This is a genomic window from Sphingomonas sp. PP-CE-3A-406 (assembly GCF_003688625.1).
Lineage (GTDB): Bacteria > Pseudomonadota > Alphaproteobacteria > Sphingomonadales > Sphingomonadaceae > Sphingomonas.
In genome coordinates, this window is the sequence record NZ_RCWY01000003.1 from 1128048 (window position 1) to 1143862 (window position 15815).

13 protein-coding genes are annotated in these 15815 nt (G+C 65.7%); 10 read left to right on the top strand and 3 right to left on the bottom strand.

The features are described from left to right. Positions 1–17: 17 nt before the first annotated feature. Positions 18–959 (top strand): helix-turn-helix domain-containing protein, encoded by a 942-nt coding sequence (locus tag C8J44_RS17145; RefSeq protein ID WP_220683125.1) that lies wholly within the window; start codon positions 18–20, stop codon positions 957–959. Between the two features lie 282 nt (positions 960–1241). On the opposite strand, the gene C8J44_RS17150 is transcribed toward C8J44_RS17145, so the two are convergent. Further along, a complete protein-coding gene (locus C8J44_RS17150) occupies positions 1242–2210 on the bottom strand; it encodes a DUF6607 family protein (RefSeq protein ID WP_121905403.1) in 969 nt (322 codons plus the stop codon). 8 nt (positions 2211–2218) lie between these two features. Further along, positions 2219–3691 carry a TonB-dependent receptor gene (locus C8J44_RS17155; RefSeq protein ID WP_121905404.1) on the bottom strand — a complete coding sequence of 491 codons (1473 nt, stop codon included), beginning with the start codon at positions 3689–3691 and terminating at the stop codon, positions 2219–2221. Between the two features lie 766 nt (positions 3692–4457). Between C8J44_RS17155 and C8J44_RS17160 the strand changes: the two genes are divergently transcribed. Genes C8J44_RS17160 through C8J44_RS17175 form a run of 4 tightly spaced genes read left to right on the top strand, consistent with a single transcriptional unit; the run spans position 4458 to position 7483 of the window. Continuing rightward, positions 4458–5708: a lipoprotein-releasing ABC transporter permease subunit gene (locus C8J44_RS17160; protein ID WP_121905405.1), complete on the top strand. Its 1251-nt coding sequence runs from the start codon at positions 4458–4460 to the stop codon at positions 5706–5708. Further along, the gene (locus tag C8J44_RS17165; RefSeq protein ID WP_093399625.1) at positions 5701–6414 is read left to right on the top strand and encodes an ABC transporter ATP-binding protein; all 714 of its coding nucleotides are present in this window, start codon (positions 5701–5703) and stop codon (positions 6412–6414) included. Before C8J44_RS17160 ends, C8J44_RS17165 begins: the two co-directional genes overlap by 8 nt. Then, the gene (locus tag C8J44_RS17170; RefSeq protein ID WP_121905406.1) at positions 6411–7007 is read left to right on the top strand and encodes a GNAT family N-acetyltransferase; all 597 of its coding nucleotides are present in this window, start codon (positions 6411–6413) and stop codon (positions 7005–7007) included. Before C8J44_RS17165 ends, C8J44_RS17170 begins: the two co-directional genes overlap by 4 nt. Beyond that, the gene (locus C8J44_RS17175) at positions 7004–7483 is read left to right on the top strand and encodes a glutathione peroxidase (protein WP_121905407.1); all 480 of its coding nucleotides are present in this window, start codon (positions 7004–7006) and stop codon (positions 7481–7483) included. Before C8J44_RS17170 ends, C8J44_RS17175 begins: the two co-directional genes overlap by 4 nt. A 221-nt stretch (positions 7484–7704) precedes the next feature. Here the strand turns inward: C8J44_RS17175 and C8J44_RS17180 are convergent, their stop codons facing one another. Beyond that, positions 7705–8292 (bottom strand): HdeD family acid-resistance protein, encoded by a 588-nt coding sequence (locus C8J44_RS17180; protein WP_121905408.1) that lies wholly within the window; start codon positions 8290–8292, stop codon positions 7705–7707. 106 nt (positions 8293–8398) lie between these two features. Here C8J44_RS17180 and dnaE point away from each other — a divergent pair, with 106 nt between their 5' ends. The 5 genes from dnaE (at position 8399) to rutD (ending at position 15811) form a co-directional block, all read left to right on the top strand. After that, complete coding sequence (gene dnaE / locus C8J44_RS17185) at positions 8399–11962, top strand: DNA polymerase III subunit alpha (protein ID WP_121905541.1); 3564 nt, start codon at positions 8399–8401, stop codon at positions 11960–11962. 18 nt (positions 11963–11980) lie between these two features. Then, entirely contained in the window at positions 11981–13573 is a 1593-nt protein-coding gene (locus tag C8J44_RS17190; RefSeq protein ID WP_121905409.1) for a long-chain fatty acid--CoA ligase, read from the top strand. Positions 13574–13799: 226 nt separating this feature from the next. After that, on the top strand, positions 13800–14528 hold the full coding sequence (gene rutB / locus C8J44_RS17195; protein ID WP_121905410.1) for a pyrimidine utilization protein B: 729 nt from the start codon (positions 13800–13802) through the stop codon (positions 14526–14528). A gap of 111 nt (positions 14529–14639) precedes the next feature. Beyond that, positions 14640–15023, top strand: coding sequence for a pyrimidine utilization protein C (gene rutC / locus C8J44_RS17200; RefSeq protein ID WP_121905411.1), 384 nt, complete (start codon positions 14640–14642; stop codon positions 15021–15023). Continuing rightward, entirely contained in the window at positions 15023–15811 is a 789-nt protein-coding gene (gene rutD, locus C8J44_RS17205) for a pyrimidine utilization protein D (protein WP_121905412.1), read from the top strand. Before rutC ends, rutD begins: the two co-directional genes overlap by 1 nt. Positions 15812–15815 lie beyond the last annotated feature (4 nt).

Consider the following 15815-nt stretch of genomic DNA (forward strand, 5'->3'; position numbering starts at 1 on the left):
CGAAGAGGAGCGCGATTGTGATCGCCTCTTCTCCCGTCCGTTCGAACGGCATATGGCGATCAGCAGATGGCGTCATTGCGCAATCCGGCCATGATATGTTTCTATCCGGCCGAACCCTCAAATTGCCGAGTCTCTCGATGCATATCGATATCCGCAGTGACTGGCTTTCCTATGTCGATCATGTTCCCCGAGCCCTTGTCGCGGCCAACACCGTCACCAGTCTCGATGCCCTTGAGCAATCGTCGCGGCACCAGCATCAGAAAGCGCAGCTGCTCCTGACCGTCCGTGGCGTCATCAATTGTGAGGTGGAAGACGCCGTCTGGATTGTGCCACCACAATGCGCCGTGTGGATCCCCGGCGGGCTGCCCCACACTGCTTTCGGCTCGGGCGAAGTGGAGTGCATATCCCTTTTCATCGAGCCTCCCGCAGCTCTGGCCCTGCCGAGCAAATGCTGCACGATCACCGTATCGCCCTTGCTGCGTCATTTGCTGATGCGGGCGAACGAACTGGCCGAGCGCTATGATGTCGATGGTCCAGACGGCCGCATCGTGTCGGTTATTCTCGATGAGTTGGCTGCCGCCCCAGTCGAAGACCTCCGCCTCCCGATTCCCAGCGATCCGCGCTTGAGGAAACTCACCGATCTATTGATCGCGGCGCCGGCGGATCACGCCACCGTTGCACAATGGGCCTCGCGGATCGCGCTCAGCGAGCGCAGCCTGAGCCGTATGCTGGCGGAAGAGGTGGGCATGAGTTTCGGCCGCTGGCGGCGACAGTTGCATATCGTCCTTGCCTTGCGGCATCTGAGTGCCGGTCAGACGGTTCAGGCCGTCGCAATGGATCTAGGCTATGAAAGCGCCAGCAGCTTCGTGACCATGTTTCGAAAGATGGTCGGCAAGCCACCAAGCCGCTATCTCCTCGATCGACTTCGGCCTGCCCCCCTCGATCAGGGCCAACGATAGGCGCTGCTGGGGTTTATCGGCGATCGCGGTGCAGCCCATGCTCCAGCGGATCGCCGTCCGGTATACGCTGCGTACACGCTCAGAAGTTCTTGCTGATCACCGGCTCGGACGCTTGCCCGAGGGCGAAGTTCAACGCGTGGCGGCAATCTCCGCGCCGAAAAAGCGGGTTCGAGCGCACAATCGGAACACGAATGAACGGCTGGCTTCGGTGAGAGGCGGGGCCGGCCCGAATGTCGCTTTGTGGATCAGATTGCGGGAACCGGCCAGATCGACGCGAGACATTCATGATGTCCCGCTCTCGCGCCGGATCAGATTGGCGGCTTCGGCCTCTCCCGACTTCTGATCGGTTTCACGCGCCGCGATATCGTCGGCGAGCAACATCAACTGGTGGCCGGTGGTCGATCCATTCGACGCATCTTCCGCAACCCGCAGGCCTGAGCCTTTCGCGATCGCGCGGTCCCAGTCGGTGCGGACCGCGGCCCAATAATCCTTCGTCTTCGCCCAATACGCGTCGGCCGCCGCGACTGCGAAGTCGGTCGCGGGGGTGTAAGTGTTGATGACGTATTCGTGGACGTACGTGGCGGGCCTGCCGTCCTTGAGGCCGATCTTGGCGTTGTCCTGTTCGTGGACCCAGCCGGCGGGGGTCAGCACGTGGCGGTTACTGCCGACGTAATGGTCATAAGGCGGATTCCGGGTCGCATCGCGGCGCGCGAGCGGCCGGCGGGTCTCGTCGCTGGTCCACCGCGTCGCGCCGTCGTCGTAACGCCAGCGACCGATCCCGCCATAGCGTGGGGAATCGTCGGTCTGCCACACCGTCTGCGACCATGCGCCGCGCCGTTCGGTTTCGGACAGCGGCCTTAGCGTCCAGCGGCCTGCCGCGGTGTAGACGAGGACAGTCGCAGGCTGCCACGTCCAGTCCTGTCGCCAGTGCTTGATCACCATCGTCTTGGCGTTGCCGTCGGTGACCACGAGCAGATGCTGGAGCACGACGTGGTCGGGCGTATCGACGATCGCGCGGACGACCTCATGCCCGCCGCTGAGCTTGGCCGGATAGGGCGTGTACCCCGCGACCAGCGGCGTGGTCTCGCGCATGTCGAACGTCACCTTGAAGGTGCCGGCCATAGCCAGGATCGACGCGTGATCGCGGGCCTGGTCGCCGTAGACGGCGTGCGTCTGCGCCGACGCGATCGTCGGCGCGAAGGGGAGCGCGGCCAGCGTCAGCCCGGTCGCGAGGAGAAGGGAGCGGAACATCAGGCGCCTCACAGGTTGAGCGAGAAGGAGAGCCCGGCGTTGCGGCCGGGCTGCGAATAGGCGTCGCGGACGACCGAGGTCGAGGTCAGTCCGCGGACGTCGTTCCACCAGAAATACTTTTTGTCGGTGATGTTGAAGATTCCCGCGCGCAGCATCGCGTGATCCATCACGCGCAGCGACGCGGTGGCGTCGAGTATCCAGAACCCCGACGGCGTGAAGCAACTGGTGGCCGCGGTGTTGCAGGTGTTGTTGGTATCTCCGACCTTCTTGCCCGCCGAATGCGTCGCGACGACCTCGGCACGGAACGGTCCGGCGTCGGGCTGGTAGAAGATGCCGGCGATGACCTTGACCGGCTCGATGCTGTCGAACGGCTGCGTGCCGGCGACACCGGTCGTCCGCATCGTCCCCTTGGCATAGGAGGCGGCGGCGCGGACCCCGACACCGATCGGCAGGCGCGCCTCGCCGCGCGCTTCCAGTCCCTCGATCTTGACGCGGCCGCGGTTGATATACTGGTACACCGCCGGATCCGCCGCGGTGAAGGCGCCGCTGACCTGGACTTGGTCGATGAAGTTGCGGAAGCGGCTGCTAAACGCGGTTCCGCTCAGCGACCAGCCGGTGCCGGTCAGGCGGATGCCGCCTTCGACGCTGTTGCTCGTCTCGGGTTTGAGGTCGGGATTGGGGACCGAGCGGTAATTCTGCGTGATGTTGGCAAAGCCGTTGTTGATCTGGTTCGGCTCAGGCGGCTTGAAGCCTTGCGCATAGTTGGCGAACAGCCGGACGCCCTCGGTCAGCTTGGCGACCGCACCGATCCGCGGCGTCACTTTCGATCCACTCTGCTCGCGCGGTACGAAGGTCGTGAACAGTGGATCGTTCTGCGGGTTCAGCTTGTAGTGATCGTAGCGGATCGACGGGAACAGCGTCAGTAGCCCGTCGGTGATGGCAATCTCGTCCTGCGCGAACACGCCGACCAGCGTGTAGTCGGTCGTCGGGAACGCGCGGGTTGGATAAACCTCGCCCGCGGGCGCGACGGTGCCGTCTCGCACACCCGTCTGGCGGGTGTGCGAGTAGTCGGCGCCATAGGCGAACAGGTGCGTCAACGGCCCGGTCGCGGCGCGGCTCTCGAGTTGCAGCGTGCCGCCGTACACTTCGTTGTCGAAGCGGTTTATGCGCGTGCGATCGGCAGCGGTGTTGCGGTCCTCCGCAGCGGCCTGGAGCGTCAGGCTCTTCTGGTAATAGCCCGCCGCACGGATACCGCTGACGATGCCGTCGCCGATGTAGCGATAGTCGAGCGTACCGCGGTTGCGCTCGGTCGTGTCGTGCGCGGTGAGGCCTATCACCGACGTTGCTGCGAGTGGAGGCTTGGCGATCGCGCTGAGCACGTCGGTGTCGACCACGGACGAGAAATGCTCATAGGTCAGGCGCAATCGGCTGGCGTCGTTCGGCGCCCAGACGAGGCGGCCGAGCAGCGCGTTGGACTCGATGTCCTGCGGGTTTGCCGTCGTGCGATCGGTGGTTGCGGTGTCGTTGCTGCCCTTGGTCTCGGTCTCGTGACCGTCGCGGCGGGTAGCCGTCTCGTTACTTCAACTCGTCATCCGAGATGATCCGGCTGGTGGTGCTGAAATACGGTCGTTTCCCGCTGGGTCGATGGCACGCCCTCGCTGCTCTGGCTCGAGATATCCACCCGCTCTCGTGACCGCGCCCGTCATCCTGACGAAAGTCAGGATTCGGAGTAACGCGGGCAGTGCTGTTTATCGCTGGGTACCGACTTTCGTCAGGATGACAGCACCGCCGCGGCGTCAAGCGCTACTGCCGAAGATGTCTCGAAGTATAGACCGCGCGAAAAACTGCGCCGGACAAGCAAACGCCCGGACCGTTGCCGATCCGGGCGCCTGCGTGACGATCGCTCGTCAGCCCCCATTTTTTCGCTTCCGCTCTGCACCTTGCGGCGCGGCGTAAAAGCAGTCCCCGAACCACGGCCGTTGCCTGTGTCTCAGCGAGTTTGTTGCTAGTTATGTCGATGGATTTTGTCACGGTCTTTGCGCAAGCCGTTTCACGATTGGACCGTGGCTGTGGCGGTTTCGCAACAGACCAATCTAGACACTTCCGAACCGGGCCTAACGCGGGCCGCGCCGTATGGTCCGCCGTACGCTCCGCCGCACCGTCCCACACAGGCCTGACGGTTGCCTCGCAACGGGCTGCGTCCTAGAGCCGCTGCACTGTATCCCTAACGATCGAACCTGGCCGCCCATGATCCTGTCCCGCTATGAACGGATGATAGCCCGCCGCTATCTGCTGCCGGGCAAGGGCGAGGCGTTCATCTTCCTCGTCGCCTCGATCAGCCTGGTCGCGGTGATGCTCGGCGTCGCCGCGCTGGTGATCGTGATGAGCGTGATGAACGGCTTCCGCGCCGAGCTGTTCGACAAGATCGTCGGGCTCAACGGTCATGCGGTGGTGCAGGGCGTCGGCAACCGGCTCCCCGACTGGCGCGAGATCGTCGCACAGGCGCAGAAAACGCCGGGCGTCACCAGCGCGCTGCCGCTGATCGAACAGCCGCTCGCCGCCACCTATAACGGCCGCGCCGAGGCTGTGCTGGTACGCGGCATGCGCGTCGACGACATCCGTCGCAATTCGACGATCAGCAACAAGATCGTGATGGGCTCGCTATCGTCGATCACGCAAGGGTCCGGCCGCGTCGCGATCGGCTCGCGCCTCGCCGAGTCGCTCGGTGCGCAGGTCGGGTCGGAGATTTCGCTGTTCAGCCCGCAAGGCCAGACGACACCGTTCGGCACCGTCCCGCGGATCGTCAGCTACACGGTCGGCGCGATCTTCGAGATCGGCGTTTATGATTACGACAAGGCGTACATCATCATGCCGATCGAGGACGCGCAGACGCTCCTCCTGATGGGCGACGCCGCCGGCATGGTCGAGCTGAAGACGGTCGATGCGGACCGCGTCGGCGAGATTCTCAAGCCGCTCGCCGACAAGATTGGCGGGCAGGCGGTGATCCAGGACTGGCGGACGATGAACGCGCAATTGTTCGAGGCGCTGGCGGTCGAGCGCGTCGCGATGTTCACCGTGCTCTCGATCATCATCCTGGTCGCGGTGTTCAACATCCTGTCGTCGCTGATCATGCTGGTCCGCGCCAAGACGCGCGACATCGCGATCCTCCGCACGATGGGCGCCACGCGTGGTTCGATGATGCGGATCTTCATCGTCGTCGGCACCACCATCGGGGCGCTCGGCACGGTCGCCGGGCTCGTGCTCGGCTTCATCTTCCTGTTCTACCGACAGGGCGTGGTGAACTTCGTCCAGCTCGTCACCGGCCAGAACCTGTGGGATCCGTCGATCCGCTACCTGACCGAACTCCCGTCGAAGACCGACCCCGTCGAGATCGTCGTGATCGCGCTGATGGCGCTCGTCTTCAGCTTCCTCGCAACGCTCTATCCGGCCTGGAAAGCGGCGAGTACCGACCCCGTGCAGGTGCTGCGTTATGAATGAAGGCCTCAAAATCGATCGCCAGATCGAGAAGTTCGACGATTATGTCCTCCAGACCAGCGGACTGACCAAGAGCTTCACGCAGGGCGGCGCGACCATCGACGTGTTGCGCGGCGTCGACCTCGCGATCGCACCGGGCGAGATCGTCGCGCTGCTCGGGCCGTCGGGCTCGGGCAAGTCGACTCTGTTGCAGGCCGTGGGCCTGCTCGAAGGCGGTTTCCAGGGATCGATCAGGATCGCCGGCACCGAGGCGGCCAAGCTCAACGCGCACGAGCGGACCGTGGTGCGCCGTGACAGCCTCGGCTTCGTCTACCAGTTCCATCACCTCCTGCCGGACTTCAACGCGACCGAGAACGTCGTCCTCCCGCAGCTCGTCCACGGCGCCACGCGGGTCGAGGCGGACCGGCGGGCAGCGGAATTGCTGACGCAACTCGGTCTCGGCCACCGCCTGACGCACCGCCCGAGCCAGCTCTCCGGCGGCGAGCAGCAGCGCGTCGCGGTCGCCCGCGCGCTCGCCAACAAGCCGGCGCTGGTGCTGGCGGACGAGCCGACCGGCAATCTCGACGAACACACCGCCGACATCGTCTTTGCCGAGTTCATCCGGCTTGTGCGCGAACAGGGCACCGCGGCGGTGGTCGCGACGCATAACGAGCGGCTCGCGGCGCGCATGGACCGCGTGCTGCGACTGCACGAGGGACGGTTGGCGTGACCTGGGGCGAGACGCCGACGCTGACCGGGCGTCACGTCACGCTCCGCGCTTTTGTCGCCGACGACATGGACGCACTGGTCGCGGCGGCGTCGGCGGACAATTTGTGGGACACTTTCTACGCCAACGTCGCGATGATGAAGGCGCCCGATCGCTGGCTCGCCGCGGCGTTGCGCGAGCAGGACTTCGGCCGGGCGCGGTTGTTCGCAGTAGTGGCAGGCGGGACCGTCGTCGGGACCACCCGCTTCATGCGTATGAACGAGGGCAACAAGCGGCTCGAAATCGGCGGCACCTTCTACGCCAAGTCCGTCCAGCGCACCGGCGTCAACACCGAAGCCAAGCTGATGCTGCTGGCCCACGCCTTCGATGCCTTAGGCTGCGAATGCGTCCAGATCCGCACCGACTCGCTCAACAAGAACTCGCAGCGTGCGATTGAACGCCTCGGCGCCAAGCGTGACGGCGTCCTGCGCGGGCACCAGGTGATGGCCGACGGCCGCTTGCGCGACACCGTGGTCTACAGCATCCTCCGCCACGAATGGCCCGGCGTGCGCCAGAACCTGGCGTACCTGCTGGCCCGAAACGAGGACCGCCCATGACCGCGATCACCGACTTCACCGTAAAGACCGCCGACGGCAGCGCGGCCTCGCTCGAACCCTATCGCGGCAAGGTGCTGTTGATCGTGAACACCGCCTCGAAATGCGGCTTCACCCCGCAATATGACGGACTCGAAGCGCTACATCGCGACTATGCCGATCGAGATTTCGAAGTGCTCGCCTTCCCGTGCAACCAGTTCGGCGGTCAGGAGCCGGGTGACGCGGCGGAGATCGCTAATTTCTGCACGCTGACGTACGACGTGACGTTCCCGGTGTTCGCGAAGGTCGACGTCAACGGGGCAGGGGCGGACCCGTTGTTCGAGCGGTTGAAGTCGGACGCGCCGGGCGTGCTGGGGTCGAAGGCCATCAAGTGGAACTTCACCAAGTTCCTGGTTGGGCGCGATGGGGAGGTGGTGGATCGCTATGCGCCGACCACCAAGCCCGAAGACATCCGCAAGGATATCGAGAAGCTGCTGTAGAAGCCGTCGACCCACACCTGGCACCACCCGGCGAAGGCCGGGGCCCAGTTGGAAAGGTCGCAGTAACGAAGCGCAGACTTCAGTTAGCGACGTCTCCCAACTGGGCCCCGGCCTTCGCCGGGGTGGCGCTTGAGGGGATAAGCTGGCGTATCCCGAAACAAGCTTGTTCCCCCGCGAAGGCGGGGGCCCAGACTGGACTCCCGCCTTCGCGGGAGAACACCCTAGACCGAAAACGCCGGCGCGCCCTTCTTGTGCGCGAGCGCCGAAGCAACCGAAGTCACCCCACCAAACAGGAAACTTATCCCCAGCACATACCCCGGCAGCGTCAACGCCGACCAAGGCAGCGTCGCCAGCACGATCACCGCCAGCAGTATGTTCACTACGCCCAGCGCGATCATCAATCCCTTGCCCCGTCGAAACCGCGCCCCAAGCCCGATTTCCAGCGCCCCACGCACACCCAGCCAAACCGCAATCAGCAACGTCAGCGAGATCGCCCCCGTGGCTGGCTCGAACGCCATGATCAGCCCGATCACCAGCGACACCAGCCCGAACCCGATCGCATAACCACGTCCCTCATGTCCCTTGCCGGCAAACCCAGACACGATCGACACGATCCCGGCCGCAATGAAGAACGCCCCGATCACCAGAGTCGCGGCATAAGTCGCGGAAAAAGGCGATGCGAACGCCATGATTCCGAGCACCACCGACAGCACGCCGTAAGCCAGCATCCACCCCCAGCCAGCGCCTGCGCGCGGCGTCCCCGCAGGGGTGGTTTCAGTATCGGCAAATCGCCCGCGAGGATCGGTCATAAGAAATGCTCCCAGAAGTCCCCGCCGCAACGGCTCGTCGTGTCCACGGTTCCGATTGGACTCATCCCCGCTGGTCGAATCACGCCGCAGCGCCTACCTCCGGTCGATGCATTCCGGTTACGTCCCCCTCCGCGTTTTCTCCTGCTACACCATGCTCGACGGCGCCATCGATCCGAAAGCGATCGCCAAGCAGGCACGCGCGCTGGGCTTCCCCGCCGCCGCGCTCACCGATCGCAACGGGCTATACGCGGCGATGGCCTATTCGGACGCCGCCAAGAAGGATGGCGTCCAGCCGATCATCGGCGTGATGCTCGGCGTCAGCCGCCCCGACATGCCCGACGGCGTCGCCACCCCGTTCGACTGGATCGCGCTCTACGCGCAGGACATGAAGGGCTACGACAACCTCTGCGCGCTCGTCTCGATGGCGCATCTCGACCGCCCTATCGAGATGCCCGCGCACGTCGATTTCGCGGCCCTCGAATGCCACACCGAAGGCCTGCTAGCCCTGACCGCCGGCGGCGAGGGTGGTCTCGCCCGGCTGTTCGCGGAAGGCCAGCCCGACCGCGCGCGCGCCTATCTCGACCGCCTGCAAGGTCTGTTCGGCGACCGCCTCTACATCGAACTCTCGCGTCGCAACGACGCCACGGAGATGGCGGCCGAGAACGACCTCATCGACATCGCCTACGAGCGCAACCTCCCGCTGGTCGCGACCAACCCGTGCTGCTTCACCGAAAGCGCATTCGGCGACGCGCACGACGCCATGCTCTGCATCGCGCACTCGACCTATGTCGAGACCGAGGACCGCATCCGCAGCTGCCCCGAAGCGTGGATGAAGCCCGCGCCGGTGATGCACGAGATGTTCGCCGACCTGCCCGAGGCGATCGCCAACACGCTGGTTGTAGCCCAGCGCTGCGCCGTGATGGCGCCATACCGCAAGCCGATCCTCCCCAGCCTCGCCGGCGATATCGAGGGCGAAGCTAAGCTCCTCCGAGACGACGCCGAAGCCGGCCTCGAAGCACGCCTCGCCCGCATCACCGAACTCCACGGTGAGGGCGAAGACGGCTGGCGCGACGTCTACCGCAAGCGGCTCGCGTTCGAGGTCGACGTGATCGTCCAGATGGGCTTCCCCGGCTACTTCCTGATCGTCGCCGACTTCATCAAATGGGCGAAGGACCACGACATCCCGGTCGGCCCGGGCCGCGGCTCGGGCGCAGGCTCGGTCGTCGCCTGGTCGCTGACGATCACCGATCTCGACCCGATCAAGCTCGGCTTGCTGTTCGAGCGCTTCCTGAATCCGGAACGCGTGTCGATGCCCGATTTCGACATCGATTTCTGCGAAACCCGGCGCGTGGAGGTGATCCGCTACGTCCAGGAAAAATACGGCCGCGATCAGGTCGCGCAGATCATCACCTTCGGGAAGCTGAAGGCGCGCGCAGTGCTTAAGGACACTGGCCGCGTGCTGCAGATGAGCTACGGCCAGATCGACCGGCTGGCGAAACTGGTCCCGAACCACCCGACCGACCCCTGGACGCTCGAGCGCGCACTCAACGGCGTCGGCGAACTGGCGAAGGAATACGCCAACGACAACGGCGTCCGGAAACTGCTCGATCTGGCGATGAAGCTGGAGGGCCTGCCGCGCCACTCGTCGACGCACGCCGCCGGCGTGGTGATCGGCGATCGGCCGCTCGCGCAGCTCGTCCCGCTCTACCGCGATCCGCGGTCCGACATGCCCGTCACGCAGTTCGACATGAAATATGTCGAGGGGGCGGGCCTCGTGAAGTTCGATTTCCTCGGGCTCAAGACGCTGTCGGTGCTCCAGAAGGCGGTGCAGCTGCTCGCCAAGCGCGGCCTGACGGTCGATCTCGACGCGCTCGAATGGGACGATGCCGGCGTCTACGCGCTCCTGCAAAAGGGCGACACGGTCGGCGTGTTCCAGCTCGAGTCGGAGGGCATGCGCCGCACGCTGTCGGCCGTTCGCCCATCCAATTTCGGCGACATCATCGCGCTCGTGTCGTTGTATCGACCGGGCCCGATGGACAACATCCCGTCGTTCGGTCGCCGCAAGAACGGCACCGAGGCGATCGACTACCCGCATCCGCTGCTCGAACCGATCCTGTCGGAGACCTACGGGATTTTCGTCTACCAGGAGCAGGTCATGCAGGCCGCGCAGGTCCTGGCCGGCTTCTCGCTCGGCGGCGCCGATCTGCTGCGCCGCGCGATGGGCAAGAAGGTGAAGGCCGAGATGGACGCGCAGCGCGCGGGCTTCGTCGAGGGGTGTCTCACCGTCAACGGCATCAAGAAGGCCGAGGCGAACGCGCTGTTCGACTTGATCGACAAGTTCGCCGGCTACGGCTTCAACAAGAGCCACGCCGCCGCCTACGCGCTGCTCGCCTACCAGACCGCATGGCTGAAGGCGCACCACCCGCACGAATTCTTCGCCGCCTCGATGTGCTACGATCTGCACCAGACCGACAAGCTCGCGATCTTCACCGACGATATGCGCCGTCTGGGGATCACCGCGCTGCCGCCCTGTATCAATGCAAGCCAGGCGGAATTCGACGTCGAAGTCTTGGCGGATGCTGACGCTCCACCAGCAGAATGTTCACCCGCGGAGGCGGGTGCCCAGACTGGGTCCCCGCCTTCGCGGGGAAACAATCTTGCTGTTCGCTACGCGCTAGGCGCCCTCAAGAGCGTAGGCGAAGGCGCGATGGAGAAGCTCATCGTCGAGCGCGTCCAGAACGGCCCGTTCGCCGGCCTCGACGATCTCGCCAAGCGCGTCGACCCGCGTCTGCTCAACAAGCGCCAGCTCGAAACGCTCGCCGCCGCCGGTGCCTTCGACGGCCTCGACCAGAACCGCGCCGGCATCCACGCCACCGCCGAGACGATCCTCGCGATTGCCGCGCGCACGCACGAACAGAAGACCAGCGGGCAGGGCGGCCTGTTCGGTGATGCGGAACCCGCAGGCGACGCGATCAAGCTCCCCCCCTCGGTCCGCTGGACGCTCAGCCAGCGCATGGACCAGGAGAAGGAGGCGTTCGGCTTCTATTTCTCCGCGCACCCGGTCGATCGCCACCGCCACATCGCGGTCAGCCACGGCGCCCGCGCCTACACCGCGCTGTCCGAGCTCAACATCCCCGACGACGGCAGCCGCGCCGGCGCGACGATGGCGGTGCTCGTCGAGGATGCACGATACCGCACCTCCGCGCGCGGCAAGCGCTTCATGATGGCGCAATGCTCCGACGCCAGCGGCCAGTTCATGGCGACCTGCTTCGACGACCAGGTCTCGAAGGATCTCGAAGAGGCGGCAAAGGCCGGCGGCTGCGGGCTCATCACCGTCGAACTCGATCGCAAGCCCGGCGAGGACACGCCGCGCGTCAGCATCAAGCGCATTCAGCCATTCGAAGGCCTCGCCAACCTCGCCCGCTTCCAGGTGGTCGTGACGATCTCCGACATGACCGCGTTCGCCGGCCTCGCCTCGCTGCTCGCCGAACATCGCGGTGCGCGCGGTGAGGTCCGCGTGCGCGCGCAACTGCCCGACGGCGAGGTCTGCATCCTGCTCGGTCGCGACTTCCTGCTCGACGGAGAGCTTGTCGAGCACATCGAGTCGTTGCACGGTGTTGCCAAGGTGGAGATGAAGACCTCGGAAACGAGGCTCGCTCTGGTCGGTTAACAGCTTGGGAGAGCATGAATGCTGGGTGGAATGCAGGATTTCGAGCTTCGTGTTCCCCGCCTGATCGACCACGCGGCACGCGAACACGGCGCGAGGGAACTCGTCAGCAACTGGGCCGATGGTCGCGAGACGCGTACCAACTGGGCCGGCATCTCCCGCGACGCCCGCAAACTGGCTCAAGCGCTCGAAAAGCTGGGCGTAGCGCCCGGTGACCGGGTCGCGACGCTGGCTATGAACCACGCGCACCACCTCGTCGCCTGGTACGGCACGATCGGCATGGGCGGGGTGATCCACACGATCAACCCGCGGCTGTTCGACGAACAGCTCGTCTACATCGCCAACCACGCCGAAGACCGCGTGATGCTCTACGACAAGGCATTCCAGCCGCTCGTCGACCGCCTGCGCGCGCAATGGGGCAGCATCCGCCATTACGTGTGCTTCGACGATCTCGGCCCCGACGGCTTCCAGGCGCTGCTCGACGCCGAGGACGGCGATTACGAGTGGGTCGAGGGGCCGGAGCGCGAGCCGTGCATGCTCTGCTACACCAGCGGCACCACCGGCAATCCGAAGGGCGTGCTCTACACGCACCGCTCGACGCTGATCCACGCGATGGCCGAGGTCGCGCCGTGGGTGTTCGATCTCTCCCCCAACGCCGTCGTGCTCCCCGTCGTGCCGATGTTCCACGCTGCCGCCTGGGGCCTGCCGTTCGCCTGTGCATTGTCGGGGGCCAAGGTCGTCTATTCCGCGGTCAACGATCCGGCCGTGCTGTGCCGCCTGATGAACGACGAGAAGGTTACGCACTCCGCCGGCGTGCCGACCGTCTGGCTGGCGATGTTCGGTCACATGGACGCGACCGGTGACGCGCCCGCGCACCTGCGGCTGGTCACGATCGGCGGCTCGGCCGCGCCGCGCGCGATGATCGAGCGGATCATGGGCATGGGCGCGACCGTCAAGCACCTCTGGGGCATGACCGAGACCTCGCCGATCGGCACCGCCGGCTTCGCGCCCCCACACTGGGAGGACATGAGCCACGAGGAGAAGCTGGACCTCGTCGGCAAGCAGGGCAGCGTCCCGTTCGGGATAGAACTTCGCATCATCGACGACGAAGGCACGGTGCTAGCCCGCGACGGCAAGGTCGCCGGCCGCTTGCAGGTGAGGGGCCCCTGGGTGGTCCAACGCTATTTCGGCGCCGACGAGGACGCGGTCGACGCGGACGGCTGGTTCGATACCGGCGACGTCGCGATGCTGCATGCGGACGGCACGATGCAGATCACCGATCGCTCGAAGGACGTCATCAAGTCCGGCGGCGAATGGATCAGCTCGGTCGATCTCGAGAACGCGGCGGTCGGCTGTCCGGGCGTGGCGGAGGCGGCGGCGATCAGCATCCACCACCCCAAGTGGGACGAGCGCCCGCTGCTGCTGGTCGTCCGCAAACCCGGCAGCGACGTCGGAGAAGCCGAGATCCGCGACCATCTGGCCAAGCACGTTGCGAAATGGTGGCTCCCCGACGCGATCGTCTTCGTCGACGACCTGCCCCACACCGCAACGGGCAAGCTCCTCAAGAGAGCCCTACGCGAACGCTTCAGGAACTTCGTGTTGGCGACGGCTTAGCCTGCCTCGTCATGCCGGATTCGTTCCGGCATCCGCGGGCTACGAACTTGCGAACATAGGAGACGCTGCGCGGTCAGTTCGCCGTTCCTTGTTCTCCCGCGAAGGCGGGAGCCCAGTCTGGGTCCCCGCCTTCGCGGGGAAACAAGTTTTCTGCCCCCCGACGCTCCCCAACCGCCCAATTCATTTCGCACTTGCACAATTCCGACGATGCAGCGAGCTTGTCACAATGACCGAGGCCAACCCGATCATCCGTACCGGCGCGAACGAGGCGAACGCCGTCACGTTGCCCGCACGGCCGGAAGCGCTCCGCCTCGACCCTGCCGAAACCGCCGTCGTCGTCATCGACATGCAGAACGCCTACGCCTCCCCCGGCGGCTACGTCGACACGGCCGGCTTCGACATCGCAGGCTCAGCCGGCACCATCGCCCAGATCGCCAAGGTCCTGGACACCGCCCGCGCGGCGAAAATGCCCGTCGTGTTTCTCCAGAACGGCTGGGACCCCGACTATGTCGAGGCCGGCGGCCCCGGCTCACCCAACTGGCACAAGTCCAACGCGCTGAAAACGATGCGCGCCCGCCCCGAACTCCAAGGCCAGTTCCTCGCCCGCGGCGGCTGGGACTACGAGATCGTCGACGCGCTCGCTCCACAACCCGGCGACATAAGCGTCCACAAAACCCGCTACAGCGCGTTCTTCAATTCGCAGCTCGACAGCATCCTGCGCAGTCGCGGCATCCGCAACATCGTCTTCGTCGGCATCGCCACCAACGTCTGCGTCGAGAGCACGCTGCGCGACGGCTTCCACCTCGAATATTTCGGCGTGATGCTGGAGGACGCGACGCACCACCTCGGCCCGCCCGAGATGCAGGCGGCGACCGTCTACAACGTCGAGAAGTTCTTCGGCTGGGTCAGCACCGTCGGCGATTTCTGCGGTTCGTTCGGGCAGTTGCCGAAGTGACCCTTCCTTGTTCCCTCGCGAACGCGGGGGGCCAGGAATCACGAACGCTACCGCCCGCAACCCTGGACCCCCGCCTCCGCGGGGGAACGGTGAGGACCTGAAAGGATGACAATGCCGTTCGAAGCCATCAACCCACCCCAGTTCCCGACCCCGATCGCCCCCTATTCGGCCGCCGCGAAGGCCGGCAACACGATCTACGTCTCGGGCGTGCTGGCACTGGGCGAGGGCGGCACGGTCCTCCACGTCGGCGACGCCGCAGCCCAAACCCGCGCCGTCCTCGACACCATCAAGACCACGCTCGAAGCCGCCGGTGCGACACTCGCCGACGTCGCCTTCAACCACATCTTCCTGAAAGACCTCGCCGACTACGCCGCCTTCAACACGGTCTACGCCGAGTATTTCCCCGGCCCCAAGCCCGCGCGCTACTGCATCAAGACAGACCTCGTGAAGCCCGACTGCCTCGTCGAGATCGCCAGCATCGCCCACCTCGCCTGATGGGGAATGCAGGCGGCATCCATTGGGAGGAACACGGCCAGCCCGACGGCCCCGCGATCCTCCTGTCGAGCGGCCTCGGCGGCTCGGGCAGCTATTGGCAGCCGAACCTCGCGGCCCTCGGCGCCGGCCACCGCGTCATCACCTACGACCACCGCGGCACCGGCCGCTCCGACGCCCACGTTCCCGGCGACCTGACCGTCGACGCAATGGCCGCCGACGTCGTCGCGCTCATGGACGCGATCGGGCTCGAGAGCAGCACCTTCATCGGTCACGCGCTCGGCGGCCATATCGGCCTCGCGCTGGCCCTGTCCGCGCCCGAACGGCTCGAACGCCTCGTCGTCATCAACGGCTGGGCCAAGCTCGACCCGCATACCGCGCGCTGCTTCGATACCCGGCTCGCGCTGCTGAAAGACAGCGGCCCGCGCGCGTATCTCCACGCGCAACCGCTGTTCCTCTACCCGCCGCAATGGATTTCGGACCATCACGACCGGATTCAGGACGAGGAGGAGGCGATGCTCGCGCATTTCCCCGGCGCGGAGATGATCCAGCGACGCGTCGCGGCGGTCCGCCGGTTCAACATCGCCGGCCGCCTCGACGAGATCCGCGTCCCGACGTTGCTGGTCGCCTCCGACGACGACATGCTCGTGCCGCCGTCTGCTTCTGAAAAGCTCGCCGCCGGCATCCCGGGCGCGCAGCTTGCGCGAATGGCGGCAGGCGCGCACGCGTGCAACGTTACCCGCGCGGAGCATTTCAACATGTGGCTGCTCGACTGGCTCGACGGCGAATAGGAGC